14 protein-coding genes and 1 pseudogene are annotated in these 15,562 nt (G+C 59.8%); 6 read left to right on the top strand and 9 right to left on the bottom strand.

Annotated features, from left to right (window positions below):
* Window position 1: 1 nt before the first annotated feature.
* Window positions 2–985 carry an MDR family oxidoreductase gene (locus MGMAQ_RS06005; RefSeq protein ID WP_046020827.1) on the top strand — a complete coding sequence of 328 codons (984 nt, stop codon included), beginning with the start codon at window positions 2–4 and terminating at the stop codon, window positions 983–985.
* Window positions 986–1,311: 326 nt separating this feature from the next.
* Window positions 1,312–2,370, top strand: a complete 1,059-nt coding sequence (locus tag MGMAQ_RS06000; protein ID WP_065814679.1) for an IS110 family transposase — start codon at window positions 1,312–1,314, stop codon at window positions 2,368–2,370.
* 339 nt (window positions 2,371–2,709) lie between these two features.
* Here MGMAQ_RS06000 and MGMAQ_RS05990 read toward each other — a convergent pair whose 3' ends face one another.
* The 6 genes from MGMAQ_RS05990 to MGMAQ_RS05965 form a co-directional block, all read right to left on the bottom strand.
* Window positions 2,710–4,059, bottom strand: a complete 1,350-nt coding sequence (locus tag MGMAQ_RS05990) for a methyl-accepting chemotaxis protein (protein WP_046020825.1) — start codon at window positions 4,057–4,059, stop codon at window positions 2,710–2,712.
* Window positions 4,060–4,140: 81 nt separating this feature from the next.
* Window positions 4,141–4,749, bottom strand: a complete 609-nt coding sequence (locus MGMAQ_RS19380) for an HAD family hydrolase (protein ID WP_158498797.1) — start codon at window positions 4,747–4,749, stop codon at window positions 4,141–4,143.
* A complete protein-coding gene (locus tag MGMAQ_RS05980) occupies window positions 4,671–6,821 on the bottom strand; it encodes a TRAP transporter fused permease subunit (RefSeq protein WP_052716171.1) in 2,151 nt (716 codons plus the stop codon). Before MGMAQ_RS05980 ends, MGMAQ_RS19380 begins: the two co-directional genes overlap by 79 nt.
* Before the next feature lie 48 nt (window positions 6,822–6,869).
* Window positions 6,870–7,889 carry a TAXI family TRAP transporter solute-binding subunit gene (locus MGMAQ_RS05975; RefSeq protein WP_046020824.1) on the bottom strand — a complete coding sequence of 340 codons (1,020 nt, stop codon included), beginning with the start codon at window positions 7,887–7,889 and terminating at the stop codon, window positions 6,870–6,872.
* 208 nt (window positions 7,890–8,097) lie between these two features.
* Window positions 8,098–9,456, bottom strand: a complete 1,359-nt coding sequence (locus tag MGMAQ_RS05970; RefSeq protein ID WP_046020823.1) for a sigma-54 dependent transcriptional regulator — start codon at window positions 9,454–9,456, stop codon at window positions 8,098–8,100.
* Entirely contained in the window at window positions 9,453–11,222 is a 1,770-nt protein-coding gene (locus MGMAQ_RS05965; protein WP_046020822.1) for an ATP-binding protein, read from the bottom strand. The genes MGMAQ_RS05970 and MGMAQ_RS05965 overlap by 4 nt, the downstream gene beginning before the upstream one ends.
* 165 nt (window positions 11,223–11,387) lie before the next feature.
* On the opposite strand from MGMAQ_RS05965, the gene MGMAQ_RS19375 reads away from it, so the two are divergent.
* The 3 genes from MGMAQ_RS19375 (at window position 11,388) to MGMAQ_RS05950 (ending at window position 13,562) form a co-directional block, all read left to right on the top strand.
* Window positions 11,388–11,861 (top strand): thermonuclease family protein, encoded by a 474-nt coding sequence (locus tag MGMAQ_RS19375; protein ID WP_148560865.1) that lies wholly within the window; start codon window positions 11,388–11,390, stop codon window positions 11,859–11,861.
* Window positions 11,862–11,925: 64 nt separating this feature from the next.
* Window positions 11,926–13,104: a YeeE/YedE family protein gene (locus tag MGMAQ_RS05955; protein ID WP_046020821.1), complete on the top strand. Its 1,179-nt coding sequence runs from the start codon at window positions 11,926–11,928 to the stop codon at window positions 13,102–13,104.
* Entirely contained in the window at window positions 13,101–13,562 is a 462-nt protein-coding gene (locus MGMAQ_RS05950) for a hypothetical protein (protein WP_046020820.1), read from the top strand. The genes MGMAQ_RS05955 and MGMAQ_RS05950 overlap by 4 nt, the downstream gene beginning before the upstream one ends.
* On the opposite strand, the gene MGMAQ_RS05945 is transcribed toward MGMAQ_RS05950, so the two are convergent.
* Window positions 13,538–14,317 (bottom strand): PEP-CTERM sorting domain-containing protein, encoded by a 780-nt coding sequence (locus MGMAQ_RS05945; RefSeq protein ID WP_158498796.1) that lies wholly within the window; start codon window positions 14,315–14,317, stop codon window positions 13,538–13,540. The two genes, MGMAQ_RS05950 and MGMAQ_RS05945, sit on opposite strands and share 25 nt — an antisense overlap.
* A gap of 334 nt (window positions 14,318–14,651) precedes the next feature.
* Window positions 14,652–14,855 (bottom strand): annotated as a pseudogene (locus tag MGMAQ_RS20305) (integrase core domain-containing protein); the annotation flags it as partial.
* 86 nt (window positions 14,856–14,941) lie between these two features.
* Between MGMAQ_RS20305 and MGMAQ_RS20995 the strand changes: the two are divergent.
* Window positions 14,942–15,118: a hypothetical protein gene (locus MGMAQ_RS20995; RefSeq protein ID WP_158498795.1), complete on the top strand. Its 177-nt coding sequence runs from the start codon at window positions 14,942–14,944 to the stop codon at window positions 15,116–15,118.
* Window positions 15,119–15,178: 60 nt separating this feature from the next.
* On the opposite strand, the gene MGMAQ_RS05935 is transcribed toward MGMAQ_RS20995, so the two are convergent.
* Window positions 15,179–15,538, bottom strand: coding sequence for a hypothetical protein (locus tag MGMAQ_RS05935; protein WP_148560864.1), 360 nt, complete (start codon window positions 15,536–15,538; stop codon window positions 15,179–15,181).
* Window positions 15,539–15,562 lie beyond the last annotated feature (24 nt).

Genomic DNA, 15,562 nt, shown 5'->3' with positions numbered 1-15,562 from the left:
CATGTTCAAGGCTCTCGTGACCGAAAAGACCGAAGACTCCGTCAGCAACGAAATCCGCGACTTGGATGAAAGCGCCCTGCCCGATGGCGATGTGACGGTCGATGTCCAGTACTCCACCATCAACTATAAGGACGGCTTGGTGCTCAACGGACTGGGCGGGCTAGTCCGCAATTATCCCCATGTGGGCGGCATTGATTTTGCCGGGACCGTGGCCGAGAGCAGCCATGGGTCCTACAAGCCGGGCGATGCGGTGGTGCTCACCGGCTGGCGGGTCGGCGAGGTCCATTGGGGGGGCTATGCGGAAAAGGCGCGCGTGAACGGCGACTGGCTGGTCCCCCTGCCCGACGGCCTGAGCCCCAAGAGGGCCATGGCTCTGGGCACGGCCGGCTTCACCGCGATGCTGGCCGTGATGGCCCTGGAGGATCAGGGCATGACCCCCGGCGATGGCGAGGTCCTGGTAACGGGCGCGGCGGGCGGTGTCGGCTCGGTGGCCACGGCGATCCTGGCCAATTTGGGTTACCAGGTGGCCGCCTCCACCGGACGGGCCGAAACCCTTGCCTATCTCAGTGAGCTCGGTGCCAAGACCATGATTGATCGCACGCAACTCTCAGAACCCACCAATCGTCCGCTGGACCGTGAACGCTGGGCCGGATGCGTGGACGCGGTGGGCGGAACGACCCTGGCACGGGTGCTGACTCAAATGAAACATGGAGGCAGTGTCGCCGCCGTCGGCTTGGCTGGGGGCAACAAGCTGGAGACCACGGTCATTCCGTTCCTGCTGCGCGGCGTCAATCTGCTAGGAATCGACTCCGTGCTCTGCCCGTTCGAAAAGCGCCAACGGGCCTGGCAGCGGATCGTTTCCGATCTGCCCATGGATAAACTTGATTCCATGGTCTCCGAGGCGACTCTCCAAGAGCTGCCCGATCTGGCTGATGCCATCCTCAAAGGCGGAGTCAAAGGCCGAACGGTGATCAAAGTAAGCTAGAAGTGGAGCCTCACGAGGGTGTGCCCGATCAAACACGACATGATCTAACAGACTGCTGAAAACGTGTTGTGCTACGGCCCGCCGCGCCCTTCGTCCCTCGACAAGCTCTGGATGAGGAAGCTCAGGGTGAGGGTAACAAGTTGAAAGTTCAAAGGCCCTCATGCTGCGCTTGTCGATGCATGTGTCGCCATACGCTCGAAATCGGACTTTTTCAGATGGCGGTAATCGAGCAGTCAGGGATTGCCTAGACAGTCAGCTGGTCTCCACACTCGGTCTTGATCAAGTATCCGGGTCAATTCCTGGACATGGAACAGAGGAGACCAGCTATGGAGTATTTTGTTGGAATGGACGTATCGATGGCAAGCATTTCGATCTGTGAGATTGATGCAAAGGGAACCGTCATTCGCGAAGGCAAGGTGTCAAGCACACCCGAGGCGGTCGCCACTTGGCTCGAGGAAAGCGGGCGTGGCTTTGCGCGAATTGGGTTGGAAGCTGGCCCTCTGGCGCCTTGGCTGTACGCAGGACTGTCCAGTCGGGGCCTCCCTGTGATTTGTATCGAGACCCGGCAAATGAAGGCCTTTGCCAGCGCCAGCCCAGTCAAGACGGACCGTCGCGACGCCCGCTTGATCAGCCAGGCGATGCGGACCGGTTTGTACCGCGCGACCCACGTCAAGACCGCGCGCAGTCAGGAGCTCCGGATGGTGCTGACCCATCGGGAGACCCTGGTTCATCAGGTCCGTCAGTTGTCCAATACGGTACGAGGAACATTGAAAGCTTTCGGCCTCAAGGTCGGTATGGCGCGCGGACGCCTTTTCGCGGCGCGGGTTCGGGAATTGACGGCTGATAACCCGCACCTCAGCGCAGCCGCCGAGCCGCTCTTGCTTGCGCGCCAAGCCTTGCTCGAACAACTCGACAAGCTCGACCGGCAGGTTCATGCCGCTGCGCGCGATGATAGCGTTTGCCGGCGCCTGATGACCGTTCCCGGCGTCGGCCCGGTTACCGCCCTCGCTTTCAGGACAGGACTCGACGTGCCGGAACGGTTTCAAAAGTCGGTCATGGTCGGCGCCCACTTCGGGCTTGTCCCACGCAGATACGCCTCGGGAGAGCAGGACCGAAGCGGCCCCATCAGCAAGTGCGGAGATGCCATGGTTCGTTGGCTTTTGTTCGAGGCCGTCAATGCACTTCTCACTCGAACCCGCCGTTGGTCCTGGCTCAAACACTGGGGGCTCGCGGTCGCCAAAAGGCGCGGGATGAAACGCGCCAAGGTCGCCGTTGCCCGGCGTCTCGCCGTAATCATGCATCGCATGTGGATTATCGCCACGGACTTCCCAGTACCGCAAGGAGGAGACCGCCATCTAAACACAACGAAAACCGAGACCGCCTGAAGGGCGGCCAGGACGCGTGGCGACGCGCGGGGCTCGGATGACAGCGCGCAGGCTGCAGTGGCGTAAGACCACGCTTTTCAGATTGCTGCACCCGATCCCCCTTGATCCCCATCATGCGGCGACGACGTCGACCGCGGACAGAAGCAAAGGGCGCCACATAACCCAGGTTCAAACCGACGGCTTGGAAATCAGCTTGACTCAAATGACTCGATTACAGAAGCAGCCTGCTAGCGCGTGTCGGGTCCAATCGGACCCGCTAGACACGCGCGACCTTATTGGAATCGATCACGTTTTTCATGTTTGATCGAATCCGATCAAACACGACGTGATCTAGAGGCTTTAGGACTTGGCGATCAATCGATCGATCAGCCGCACCACGTCTTCGGAGGCTTGATCCATCTCGGCAAAGGCCGTGTGGGCGCCATCGATATCACCTTCAGCATAGAGCCTTGCGGCCTCCCGTCCTTTGGCATGGACCTGCTGATGCGGCCTGTCGATGGCGATAAAATCCGGATCGGAGCGGGTGAGCCCTTCCACGGCATCATACCATCTGCCCAGACGGCAGGAATGGTGATCGGATAGCTCCGCCTCGGTCAGACGTGAAATACCAACCATCATCTCCGACAAGTGCTTCTTCCACAGGAAATGGTCCGATTTGGCTCGATAGAGAACGTATCGGGGGATCTCCAAACCTTCCAGGGCCTTGAATTGGTCGGCAATGACGGCTTCGGAGCCGGAAACGGATTCCACCACCGTACCGACGTGGGCGGTATTGTCATTGGCCATGCGGGCCACCTGATTGACCCCACCCGATATCTCGGTCATGGCTTCACTCTGCTCGTTGAGAGTTTCGGTGGTATGGTTCATGTGGCCTTCCACATTGGCCATGGTATCCTCGATTTCCACCACCATGGCGCCGATCCGATCAATGACCTCCTGCCCCACCTTGATGGTGGACTCGGTCAGTTCGACTTGCGACACGGTCTCTTTGACCCCGTCCTTGAGGACCGCGATCCGTTTGCGAATATCGTCCGTCGAACGAGCGGTCTGATTGGCCAGATTTTTGACTTCGCCGGCCACCACGGCGAACCCCTTGCCTGCTTCGCCTGCTCGTGCTGCTTCGATGGTGGCATTCAGAGCCAGCAGATTGGTCTGTTTGGCGATGGCTTCGATAGTCTGAAGGATTTCGCCGATATGCTCCGAGGCACTGCCCAGGGTCTGCACATCATCAATCAAATCATGCACTTGCTGCACCATGTCGCCCATGGAGGCCACGCCCCGATGGATCCCAACCGACAACTCACTGGTCACGCCGCGCATGGATTGGACAATCTCCGACGTGGCGCGGCAGGAGTCACTGAGATCACTGCTCATTTCCGCCATGCGTTCCACTTCCCCGGCCATGGCCTGGGCGCCATTTTCCAAATCCGACACGTCTCCGGCCACACGGGCCACGGTGGCCATGGCGACACTGGCATTCATGGACATTTCGGTGGTTTCGGCCAGCAATTCTTCCGACCGTCGGCCCAGACGTTCGGCCAGCCGGGTCAGCGCATCGGCGAGGGGTCCTGAAAAATCCGGGCGGGCCAGGTAATGGCCCTCGATCAGTAATTCAATGAAATCGAGGGCCGCCCTGGCATTGTCCTCATTGTCAGAGGCGGGTCGACCCGCTTCGTATGGCGGGGTCATAGACATGCTCCAAGCAGGGGAGATTTTCTTGATTGTACCTCTAATTCTCTACAGCAATAGACTCATTTGGTTGACACTTTCCTAACTCTCCAAATGAAGCCGTAGATGGGCCAGATCCGGGGCATGGGCATGATCGGACTCCGCCTCTTCGCGTGGCGCCAAGTGAACGGTCCGCATGCCCAATGCGGCCGCCGCATCCAGGTTCGCGATCTTGTCATCGACGAACACCATCTCCACCGCCGTGACCCCAGCGCGATCGACCAAGGCCCGAAAGGCTCTCCTCTGCGGCTTCCTGATGCCCAGGTCTCCGGAAACCAGTACATCATCGAACCAGCGATCCAGGTCGAATCGACCGCGCAACGCCTCCGACCATTCCGTCACATCATTGGTCAGCATATAGAGCCCGTCGAAGGATTCCCGTGCCCAGGCGAGAAATTCACTCAGGCCGGGCATCAAAACATAGCGCCTGAGACATTCCGCCTCGACGGATGGATCCAGGCCCAACCGCCGCCAAAACGAGGCCGAGGTCATGCGCCCCTTGCTGGCTTCCTCATAGAGCCATCGGATATCCCGATCGGTGATCGTGCAGCTGTGCTCTCGAAGAAAAGGGATCACCACCTCTGACGTAATGGATCGGGTGGCATAGACGACCCCCATGGCATCCAGAGCCAGGATCCGCTCACTAGGCATGTCGGGTTCGCACATTCATGACCACAACTCCGACCAGACAGATCAAACCGGCCCCATGCACCAGCACCGTGGTCGGCCAGAGCAGCGCCGCCGCACTGCCGAACGCCACCACCCGCAAAGGCCAACCCAGCGGGTTTTCCATGTGGCCCTGGATGGCCGAGGAAAAGGCATAAAGCCCCGGCAAGGCAAACCCGAATACCGTCAACACCTCGACCCATGTGCCCCCGATCAGCGGCGTATAGGCAAACAGCAAGGGCACGATATAGAGCCCCTTGGCAATCTTCCAGGACTGCACTCCGGTGGCCATGGGTTGGGTCTTGGCAATGGCGGCAGCGGTGAAGGCGGCCAGGGCTACCGGCGGCGTGACGTTGGAATCCTGGCTCAGCCAGAAGACGATCAGATGCGCCGAAAGCAAGGCGAACAGCATGGCTTCGGGGCCCAACACCATCTCCCGCAGGGTCCCGGCCAGATCCACCGGAATGGCGGCCATGAGGCTCTTGGCTGCCTCTTCGGTCATGGGAGCGCCCAATTCCACCAAGCGATCGGGCGCGGCCATCATGAACAGCGCCTTGGCCTCTTCGGGGACCGTCCCGGCCATGAGAATTTGCACCATCTGGCCGTCGGCGATCAGCGCATGCAGGCAGGGCCGGGGCCGAGAGCGTGCCGAGAACGATATAGGCCGCCGTCACCGGCAGGCCCATGCCCAGTACCAGCGAGGCCAGGGCGATCAGCACGATGGCGATGACCAGGCTATCCCCGGCCCATTGGGTGATCATCAAGGAGAAGGTATTGCCGATGCCGGTGGTGGCGATCACGTTGACGATCAGTCCCACGGCACACAGCAGCACCGCCGTCATCACCATGTTGCGTGCGCCCAGGGCCAGGGCCTCGATCACCGCCATGGGCCCCATGCGATTGGGCCCGAGCCAGGACGCGGCAATCACGGCAAGGATGCTTAACCCGGCGGCATAGGTCGGCGTGAAGCCATAGATCAGCAGCCCGATCAGCACCGAAACCGGCACCACGAAGGATAGACCGCCCTGACGCATGATCTGGCCCAAGGAAACCGTTTCCGACTCGATCTGAGTGGCATGACTACGCCTGGCCTCAATGCGGACGAAAAAGGCCACGGTGGCGAAGTACAAGATGGCCGGGAGAATACTCACCAGGACGATGGTGTTGTAGGAAATTTGCGTATAGGTGGCCATGACGAAGGCCCCGGCGCCCATGATCGGCGGCATTAGCTGCCCGCCAGTGGAGGCCGAAGCCTCGACCCCGGCGGCGAATTTGCCCGGAAACCCGGCCTTTTTCATCAAAGGGATGGTGATAACCCCGGTGGAGGCCGTATTGGCCACCGCCGAGCCGGAGATGGTGCCCATGAGCCCCGAGGCCATCACCGCCACCAGTCCCGGCCCGCCGACGGTCTTTCCGGCCACAGCACGGGCCATGTCGATGACGAACTCCCCGGCGCCCGAGCGCAACAGAAAGGCCCCGAACAGGATAAACATGAATACATAGGTCGAGGAGATCCGCGCGATATTGCCGAACAGCGCATCATCCCCGTAAACCGACCGGAACAAGATGGTCTCCGACGACAGCCCGGCGAACTTGAACACGCCATCAATAATCCCGCCCCACCAGCCCACATAGGACAAGGCCAACAGGATCAGGATGGGGATAATCCAGCCGGTGGTGCGGCGGGTCAGTTCGATGGCGATGAGGATGAGAATGGTGCCGAGAATCCATTCGGGCAGCGCCAGGCGCACCCCCCGGTCATAGATGGCATCTTCCATCCAGACCATGTAAATGGCCGAAAACGCCGCGACGATTCCCACCAGCCCGTCAAAGGTACGCCAGGGTTTGCCACCGTCGCGTTTCACCGGATAAAGGATCACCGCCATCAGCGCGAAGCCGGCGAAGTGCAATGAGTTCTGCCACAGGTTAGGCAGCAGGGTGACCACATTGAACCAGATATGCAGTAATGAAATGCCGACTCCCAGGACTGTCAGCAGCCGCCCGCGTGGGCTCTGTTGACCCCAAGGGGTGAAGACGGGGGATGAGCTTTCAGCCATCGGTTTGGATCCGGGGAAGCGACAAGGAGCCGCTTCCCCGGTCCTGCCTTATTTGGCGATCAGATGAGCAGGTACCTTGATACCCACTTCCTGATAATACTTCAGCGCCCCCGGATGCAGCGGCAACGGCAGTCCGGCGATGGCCTTTTCGATAGCCATGGCCTTGGTGGCCTTATGGATTGCATTGAGGAAGGCGAGGTTTTCATAGGTCGCCTTGGTAATGCGATAGACCGCGTCTTCGTCCACATCATGGCGCACGGCCAGGAAATTGGGTTGGGCAATGGTGTTGATGTCCTTGGCCTGGTTGGGATAGGTCCCCGCCGGAATGACGAAACGGGTCCAAAGGCCCATACCGCCGTCGGCCTTTTCCGCCTGGGCATCGCTCAGGTCGAGAATGGCCATGCGGTCGGACATGTTGGCCATGGCCTTGGTCACCGCTCCCGCCGGAGCGCCCGCCGGAATACCGAATCCGACCACCTGGCCGTTTTGCAAGGCGTCGACACTGGGACCATAGCCGCCATACATCAGGCTGTAGTCCTTATCCATGTCGATCCCCAGGTGCTTCAGGATCGTCCGATTCGAACCAATGGTACCGGAGTTTTTCTTGCCCATGGCCATGGCCTTGCCCTTGACGTTGGCCAGGTCATCAACGGTGCCGGTCTTGGCATAATCCTTGAGCACCGCGAAATGCTCCACGTTCTGCCACAGCATGGAAACCGAGCGCAGGTCCTTTTGCGGGCCGTCATTGGCGATGGGACCGGTGCCGGTCTTGGCATAATGGCCGTAGAGCCCCTGGAGAATGGCGAACTGGGCCTCGTTCTCGCGCAGCAGTTTGATATTCTCGCCGGAGCCAGCGGAATTGATCGCCGACATGCCGATCTTCTGTTTCGGCTGCAGCTTCACCTTGACCAGAGTCGACAGGGCCACGCCCACCGGATAATAGGTACCGCCGGTGCTCGCCGTAGCCAGTAGGTAGCTGCGTTCTTCTGCCGCATTGGCGCCATTGCCAAAGGTACAGGCAGCGACAACCGCGCCCAAAGCCAGATGCTTGGTAAAATTGATGGTCATTGTTTTCCTCCCAATATCGGTGTTTCAGGCCATACGCCCAAACCGTTCGGTGCGAGTTTTGCCTCGCAGACTGATAGTTCAACCTAAAAGCAAGTGGGATGCCAGCGGCTTTTTTCCAGCAAATTGAACGATACGGGCACCGGCGAGGGATGAAACAGGCGGATAATTGCCAACAGGCCGACGGGTAATCGGCAAGATTTTGCCGATATCAGCAATAGTCTTTACGCTCCAATCCCAGTCGCTGCATTTTTTCGTTCAATGTACGGCGGGGCAAATCAAGAGCGTCCATGACATCGGCCATGTTGCCCCGGTGATGTCGGAGCGCCGCTTCCAAAATCCGCCGCTCGAACTGCCGGGTCAGATCGACCAGACTGGTTGCCGCCCCCAACCCCTCGACCCGCAGGATGGAGGGGACCCGCTGCACCACCGGAAGCGAGGACAGCACGTAACGTTCCGCCAGGTTTCGAAGTTCCCGCACGTTTCCCGGCCAGCCATGTCCCATGAGCATGGCGACAGACTCCTCGGGCAGCGGAGGCGCCTCGCGGTCGTGGGCCTCGGCGGCTCGTCCGGCGAAATAGTCGAACAACAAGGTGATATCGCCCCCCCGATCGCGTAGAGGGGGGATCCGGACCTCGATCACGTTCAGGCGATAATAGAGATCTTCGCGGAAGGTGGAGTCTTGGCAGGCCGCCTGCAGATCCCGATTGGACGCGCTGACCAGCCGGATGTCGATTGCCCGGGGTTCGTTGGAACCCAGCCGTACGATCTCCCGTTCCTGCAATGATCGCAAAACCTTGACCTGAAGGGCCAGGGGCATGCTCGAAATCTCGTCAAGAAAGAGCGTGCCACCATGGGCATGCTCGAACTTGCCGATCCGTCGCTTAGTGGCCCCGGTAAAGGCCCCGCTTTCGTGGCCGAACAGCTCGCTCTCGAAGATACTCTCGGGCACCGCCGCACAATTCACGGCGACAAACCGCCCATGCTGGCGTCGCCCGAATTCGTGCAGGCATCGGGCCACCACTTCTTTGCCGGTTCCGGTTTCCCCCTGGATCATGACGCTGGCATCGGTATCGGCCACCTCCATGATCTCTTGGCGCAAACGCTGGATTACCGGACTATCGCCCAGCAGCCTGCGTTCGATATCGGCCCTGTCGGCCAGTTTCTGGCGCAAGAAACGGTTCTCCAACACCAACCGGCGCTTTTCGCAAGCTCTTTGGATCACATCCAACAAGCGGTCGGGCTCGAACGGTTTTTCGATAAAGTCATACGCCCCTTTGCGAATTGCTTCGACGGCCATGGGAACATCCCCATGGGCGGTCACTAAAACCACTGGGAGATCCGGATCCCGTTGATGAATGCGCTCCAGCAATTCCATGCCGTCCATGCGCGGCATTTTCACGTCGCTGACCACCACACCGCCAAAATCGGGTTCCAGGTGGCCCAGAGCCAGATCACCGCCCGGGAACTCGATGACATGATACCCCGCCAGTTCGAGCCATTGGGCCGTGGCGGCCCGCATGCTCTCGTCGTCATCGATCAGGACCACATTTGCCGTGGATAGGTTCATGCTTCCTCGCTGTGATGGAGCGGGAGACGGACCACGAGGGCCGTCCCGTCGCTGCTGGTTTCCGCGACCCGGATCGTGCCGCCCACATCCGATATGATGCCATAGGAAATGGATAAACCCAGCCCCATGCCCTCGCCCACGTCCTTGGTGGTGAAAAAGGGGTCGAAAAGCTTGCCCAGATGCTCGGGATCGATGCCGCCGCCGCTGTCGCGCACCGTCAGCTCCGCCAAGCCGTCTTGCTCTCTCACCACGATATCAATCCGTTTGCTGGGGGATTGCGCCAAGGCATCCAGCGCATTGCCGGTCAGATTGACCACCACCTGTTCGATCCGCAAGGGATCGGCCAACACCACGAGGGGTTCCGGTGGTAAGTTCACAGCCAACGATACGCCGCCTCGACTGACGCGGCCCTCCAGGAGTTCCAGGGCCTTGCGGACGGATTGCTGAAGCACCACGGGCTGCCGTTTAACCGGGTTCTTGCGCGCAAAAGTCTTCAATTGGGTCGTAATGGCGGTCATCCGATCAATGAGGCCGAAGACCCTTTCCAAAGTTTCCATGGCCTTGTCGGATTCGCCTCTCTTGGCCAGCAATTGCACACTGGAAAGAAACGTGCGCGTGGCGGAAATGGGCTGACTCAATTCATGAACGATTCCCGCCGACATTTCCCCCAGGGCGGCCAGTTTACCCGCTTGTACCAGTTCCTCCTGGGCGTCGCGCAAGTCCTGCTCGGTACGTTTGCGTTCGGCGATTTCAGCTTCCAGGCGCAGGTTCAGCGCTCTTGTGGCCTCGGCTTCGCGCACCTTTCGCCGAGACATCCGTTTATGGTGCCGCTCTCGAAGATATAGGGACACAGCGATCATCAGCAGGATCGTCACCAGACCGAAAACAGCGGTGGCAAACGCCCGCTCTTCCACCGGTGTCAACGGCGTCAGAAAGTGCAGATGCCACCCCGGCTCCGCCAAGGGCCGGTCGAGCAAGAGATAGTCGCGGTCGCCGATGGTCAATCGATGGACCAACGGAGTCAGATCCACCTGATCAATGAACGGCAATGGCAATAGTTCCTGCCCACCATAGAGCCGACCGCTGCGAACCTGTTCCCGTTGCGCATCACTCAAAGGTCGCAAGGTCCGATATTTCCATACTTCACGCCCGGACAGAATGAGCACGCCATTGGAATCACTAACGAAAACGATCTCCCCACCTTCCCGCCAGTCGATCTGCAATCGATCCAGATCAACCTTGACCACGGCCACGCCGATGACCTCGCCTTTCGTCAGGACCGGATGGGACATGAAGTATCCCGGTTCTCCGGTGGTCACGCCGATGGCGAAAAGGCGCCCTTGGTGCCCGTCGGCGGCCTCACGGAAGTAGGGCCGAAAGCTGTAGTTCTTGCCGACGAAGCTCAATGGGGCACGCCAGTTGCTGGCCGCCACGGTTTCGCCGTCCCGGTTCATGACGAACAGTTGCGCCGATCCCGCTTTCTTGTTCAATGCCTCCAGATAGGCATTGACGCCGTCGCTCGCTTCGGCGCCGGATAGAAGGGCGACGACCTTTTCGTTGTGCCCCAGGACATATGGAAGGTATCGGAACTTCTCCAAGGCCCCCCTCAGGGTACTGGCATAAAGATTCAACCGCTCCTCGCCCACCGCCCGCAGATCGGCCAGCCTGGCCTCCCCGGACAGATGGGTCAGTTGAGCCACCAAGGCACCCGAGACAAGCAGGCCAATCAGAATCAATCCGAAAAAGGAACCCTTGGTCAAAGGCATGGTTCTCCTGTTCATCCTGCGAGCAACAGGAAATTCAACGCAAGAAGAGTGCCACCGAATAAGCCAGTCGGTCGACCTTGCTGAACGGGAGCAGCCCTAAACTGTGGATATTTCGGTTCGATCAGACCAAGATAGACGCCTGTCGCATCGCGGGGAGATCGAGCCATGTGGGGACCAAGAATTGTCGCGCTATCGATGCTATTGATGTCATTGCTTGTCGCTGGCCAGGCTGAAGCCTTTAACATGTCCATGGCTTCCGGCCGGGCACAGGTACTGGCTGCCGATATGCTGCGGGTGAACGGCCAGACTTTCTGTCTCATGGGCATCAAGGCCCCGGCACCGGGACTGTCTTGTTTTACCCGCTCGGGCAAGACCTTTGAGTGCAACCGCATTGCCGCCACGGGGTTGATGGACCTGACCGCCGGGACGCAGGTAACCTGCAAGACCTTTGGCGACCGTCGCGCCGATGGCTGCCCGCTGGCCCGCTGCGAGGCCAACCGCTACGACCTGTCCAAGGGCATGGTCTATACCGGCTGGGCCCAGGCCGACCCGGAAACCGCGCCGCAATTGCTGAAAGTAGAGCATCAGGCCCGTGAGCGGGGCCACGGCATCTGGACCAATGGCGGACCGAAGGAATAGGACCTCACCAATAAGTGAGTCGCCTTGACTGGGCTGTGCGCAGAGGATCCGCCACCTTAGGGGCATGGATACGCCCCGCTTGCCCCTTTTGACCGTCGCCATCGTCATTCTCGCTCCGCTGACGTTTCTGAGCGCGGCGGAGGGCGACCGGCTGCCCGGGCTGCTGTGGATCGGCGTCGCCCTGGGCGTAACCCTGTATCACGCGGCCTTCGGGTTCACCTCTGCCTATCGGCGGGCCTTTGTTGACAAGGACCTATCCGGTCTGGCGGCTCAGGCCGTGATGCTGATTTTGGCCATGCTGCTGTTTGCTCCGGTGCTGGCCCAAGGTCAGGCCTTCGGGCAGGGCGTCGGCGGCGCCATTGCGCCGGTGGGTCTTTCCATGGCCTTCGGCGCCTTCTTGTTCGGTATGGGCATGCAACTGGGCGATGGCTGTGCATCCGGGACCCTGTACACAGCGGGCGGCGGCTCGGCGCGGGCGGCTCTCGTCTTGCTGTTTTTCTGCGGTGGAGCCTTTTGGGGCAGCCTGGATCTGGCCTGGTGGGAAAGTCTGGCCGGGACCGGGATCGGCAGTGTCAGCCTCGGCCAGGCTCTGGGCTGGGAAGCCGCCCTACCGCTGCAAATCGGCGCGCTCGGGTTGATCTTGCTGCTGTTCAGGGCCGCCGGTGGGCGCTTGCGCCGGGCGCTATGGTGGGACGGGGATTTTTCCATGGATCGGTTGATCCGGGGACCCTGGCCGCTGTTGCAGGGCGCCATTCTGTTGGCTCTGCTTAACTGGCTGACCTTGGTGGTGGCCGGGCATGCCTGGTCGATCACCTGGGCCTTTTCCCTCTGGGCCGCCAAGGGCGCCCTGCTGATGGGCTGGATGCCCGAGGCCGGAAGCTTCTGGAGCGGCCCCTTTCAACAAGCCGCGCTGGCCCGTCCGGTCTGGGCTGACAGCACCTCCCTCATGAACATCGGCCTGCTGGGCGGCGCCCTGATCGCCGCCGCCTTGGCCGGAAAGACTCTCACGCCCCTGCCCCGCGACCGTCGCAACCTCGCCGCGGCGGTGATGGGTGGACTGGCCATGGGCTACGGCGCCCGGTTGGCCTATGGCTGCAATATCGGCGCCTTTTTCAGCGGCATTGCCTCGGGCAGCCTGCATGGCTGGGTGTGGCTCCTTTGCGCCCTGCCCGGCAATTTCATTGGGGTGCGTTTGCGTCCCCTGTTCAATCTGAGCAACCAATCCACGGAGATCCGACCATGATCCGCTTCATTGCCCTATCCGCCACCCTGTTTGTCGCAGCCACGGCTCCGGCCTGGGCTGCGCCGACGGTCATCGACCTGACTCAGGTCCCTTGCCAGTTCCTTGATCTGGAGCCTGACCACGGCTTCAAAAGTACCAAGAAAGCCGACTGCCTGGCCATCAACGCCCAAGGCGCCACCGACCGCATGGCCGCGGTGAAGCCGATGGCGCTGAAACCCGGCGAGTACATTTTCCGGGTCAAGAATGGCAATGTCCCTTACGAACTGGGATTCTGGCTGCGCGACAAAGACTATGACTGGCGCAACCCCTTACACAAATTGAGCAAGACCAGCGTGTCCGGCGGCGGCCTGACCCCAGGCACGACAAAAGACTACAAAGTGAGCTTAAAGCCCGGCGACTATCTTTTCTCCTGCCCTCTCAACCCGACCCCGGATTATCCGCTGATTGTGCGCGAGTAACCGGGATGGCGCTCCGCTGCCTTTTGTTTACCACTGCCCCGCCGCCGGACCCAGGCCAGACCCGCGAGCCCAAATCCCAAGCAGGCCAGGGAAGCGGGTTCGGCCACGGGTACAGCGGCCAAGGTGATGGGATCGATATATAAGAGATTAGGGCTGTTGGGCCAGTTGTCCCCACGAGCAAGAATATGGGAATTGCCGCTGGTGTTCTGCGTAAAGGCCAAGCCCGACACCAGGATTCCATTGATATCGAGAGCGAATTGACTGGCGCTCCAATCGATATGGACTGTTGCCGTATGCCACTGGTCCGTGCCAATGCTGCCCAGAGTACCGGGATAGCCCGGCGCATTTAAGATGGCCTCGGCCTCTCCGTTCCCCGCATAGCGGAACAAGACATCCGTGCCCATGTAGCTTACGCCCCCGTACCGAGCCCCGGAACCATAAGCGCTGGCGTCCGGTAGGTAGAAGTCGAAGCTCAAGACGGAATCCCCTTGATAGGACGTGCCTGGTGCAATCAACGCCCTTTGTTGATAACGAAAGGATTGCAGGCGGAGCGACTGGCTTCCCTCCGAGGCCAGGGTATCGACCACATAATTGGACCCGGGCGCCCAGATGTAGTTCTGCCACTGGGACGGGATCTGCCCCACGCTCTCCTGCTCGAAGTCATCATAAAAAAGCACGGTCGCCTGGGCTTCGCGGGTCGATAGGACGGCAATAGCCCCCATCACGATCATGGCTTTCAGAACAAATCGCACCATCGCTTTCTCTCCTTGGTTTTGATTATCATCGCTTGGCGACATGCCTTGGATCACAATCATGGAGAAAGCAGAATTCATGCCAGTCTATTGCTTGAAAACAAGGGTCAATATATATCAATTATTTAGTAATTTTTGACGTCATACAATCTTAATCAGCATTTTATTCAGGCGTAAAATCCGCCGACAGGGATGGTCAGCGGTGTTGAATAGCCCCCTGTTCCAGCAGCCGAAAAAATATTCTTGTACGATTGGTCCACTTTCGGGCGGATCTTGTGTCCGTGGTCAAAATGAATGGGACAAGTAATCCTGTTGTGTAGCGGAGGATCTGGCTCAAGTTGTAATGCGCGACGAAGGTGCCGATCTGCCCTTCGAGGTCTTCCGGCAGATAGTAGTTCTCCAACAGGTTGCGGTTCTTCATAGTCTGATGCAAGCGCTCGATCTTGCCTTGTGCCTGAGGGTGGTACAGCGCGCCACGGACATGGTCCATGCCCCTTTCTTCCAGCCAGTCGGCAAGGTCGCTTGAGATGTAGGATGACCCTTGGGCGCGCCCACTTCGCTGTTGAGCTTGTAAAACGCGGTGGTTTCGGTCTGGATGTCCTCGTTGGTCCCGTAATCCTCGGCCCAATGGAGGCGGCGCTTATCCGCATGGGTGCGCGCGGCCAACGGCTTGTCGCGGATGGCCTGGATTTCCTCCGGCTTGGGCGGGGCCATGCGGTCCCAGGAATCATCGGGATCGGATTGGAGTGGTGGTGGGCTCTTGGCCAGGGCCTGTTCGACGTGGATGGGCATGCGCTCAACTAGGCAGGTGACGGCGCTAATTAGTGGAGTGTCACCGTAATCCCACCGTAATCCCCGTAATCCCTAATCGAACTCGTCACCGATCCGAACCAGTTTCGCGGCGTTTCGGCGGACCTGGTCAGACATGGGAGCCATTAAGATATCGCGGATCTGTTCAATCCACCCGATGGCCCGATTGTCCGGGTCGCTGGCCCCTTTGTAGCGTCTTTCTGCGTAGGGGTACCACACATCTGCCTGCCTGAACGCCTCCTTGATTGCCTCCGGCCCGGTCCAAGGAGATTTCAAAAAAGCTTCGATCTCTAGCAGGACTTTTTCCCCGTCTTCGTCCTCAACCAAGACCCGGTAATAGGCGACCTTGGCTTCCATGCGCCGCCCCAAGGCATCACAATGCTGTCCAAAGCTTCTGTTCAGCAGGGTATACAAATAAGGAAAATCCTTATGAAAACG

The sequence above is a fragment of the Magnetospira sp. QH-2 genome, from assembly GCF_000968135.1.
Classification (GTDB): domain Bacteria; phylum Pseudomonadota; class Alphaproteobacteria; order Rhodospirillales; family Magnetospiraceae; genus Magnetospira.
This window is presented reverse-complemented; position numbering and strand designations above follow the sequence as displayed.

What these genes read in the sequence shown, in the direction of transcription:
- MGMAQ_RS05945 (WP_158498796.1), bottom strand. Translation starts at nt 14,317, where the DNA reads ATGGTGCGATTTGTTCTGAAAGCCATGATCGTGATGGGGGCTATTGCC.
- MGMAQ_RS20995 (WP_158498795.1), top strand. Translation starts at nt 14,942, where the DNA reads ATGGAGGCGGCGCTTATCCGCATGGGTGCGCGCGGCCAACGGCTTGTC.
- MGMAQ_RS19380 (WP_158498797.1), bottom strand. Translation starts at nt 4,749, where the DNA reads ATGCCTAGTGAGCGGATCCTGGCTCTGGATGCCATGGGGGTCGTCTAT.
- MGMAQ_RS05950 (WP_046020820.1), top strand. Translation starts at nt 13,101, where the DNA reads ATGATCCGCTTCATTGCCCTATCCGCCACCCTGTTTGTCGCAGCCACG.
- MGMAQ_RS05990 (WP_046020825.1), bottom strand. Translation starts at nt 4,059, where the DNA reads ATGACCCCGCCATACGAAGCGGGTCGACCCGCCTCTGACAATGAGGAC.
- MGMAQ_RS05975 (WP_046020824.1), bottom strand. Translation starts at nt 7,889, where the DNA reads ATGACCATCAATTTTACCAAGCATCTGGCTTTGGGCGCGGTTGTCGCT.
- MGMAQ_RS05965 (WP_046020822.1), bottom strand. Translation starts at nt 11,222, where the DNA reads ATGCCTTTGACCAAGGGTTCCTTTTTCGGATTGATTCTGATTGGCCTG.
- MGMAQ_RS06000 (WP_065814679.1), top strand. Translation starts at nt 1,312, where the DNA reads ATGGAGTATTTTGTTGGAATGGACGTATCGATGGCAAGCATTTCGATC.
- MGMAQ_RS05970 (WP_046020823.1), bottom strand. Translation starts at nt 9,456, where the DNA reads ATGAACCTATCCACGGCAAATGTGGTCCTGATCGATGACGACGAGAGC.
- MGMAQ_RS05955 (WP_046020821.1), top strand. Translation starts at nt 11,926, where the DNA reads ATGGATACGCCCCGCTTGCCCCTTTTGACCGTCGCCATCGTCATTCTC.
- MGMAQ_RS06005 (WP_046020827.1), top strand. Translation starts at nt 2, where the DNA reads ATGTTCAAGGCTCTCGTGACCGAAAAGACCGAAGACTCCGTCAGCAAC.
- MGMAQ_RS19375 (WP_148560865.1), top strand. Translation starts at nt 11,388, where the DNA reads ATGTGGGGACCAAGAATTGTCGCGCTATCGATGCTATTGATGTCATTG.
- MGMAQ_RS05980 (WP_052716171.1), bottom strand. Translation starts at nt 6,821, where the DNA reads ATGGCTGAAAGCTCATCCCCCGTCTTCACCCCTTGGGGTCAACAGAGC.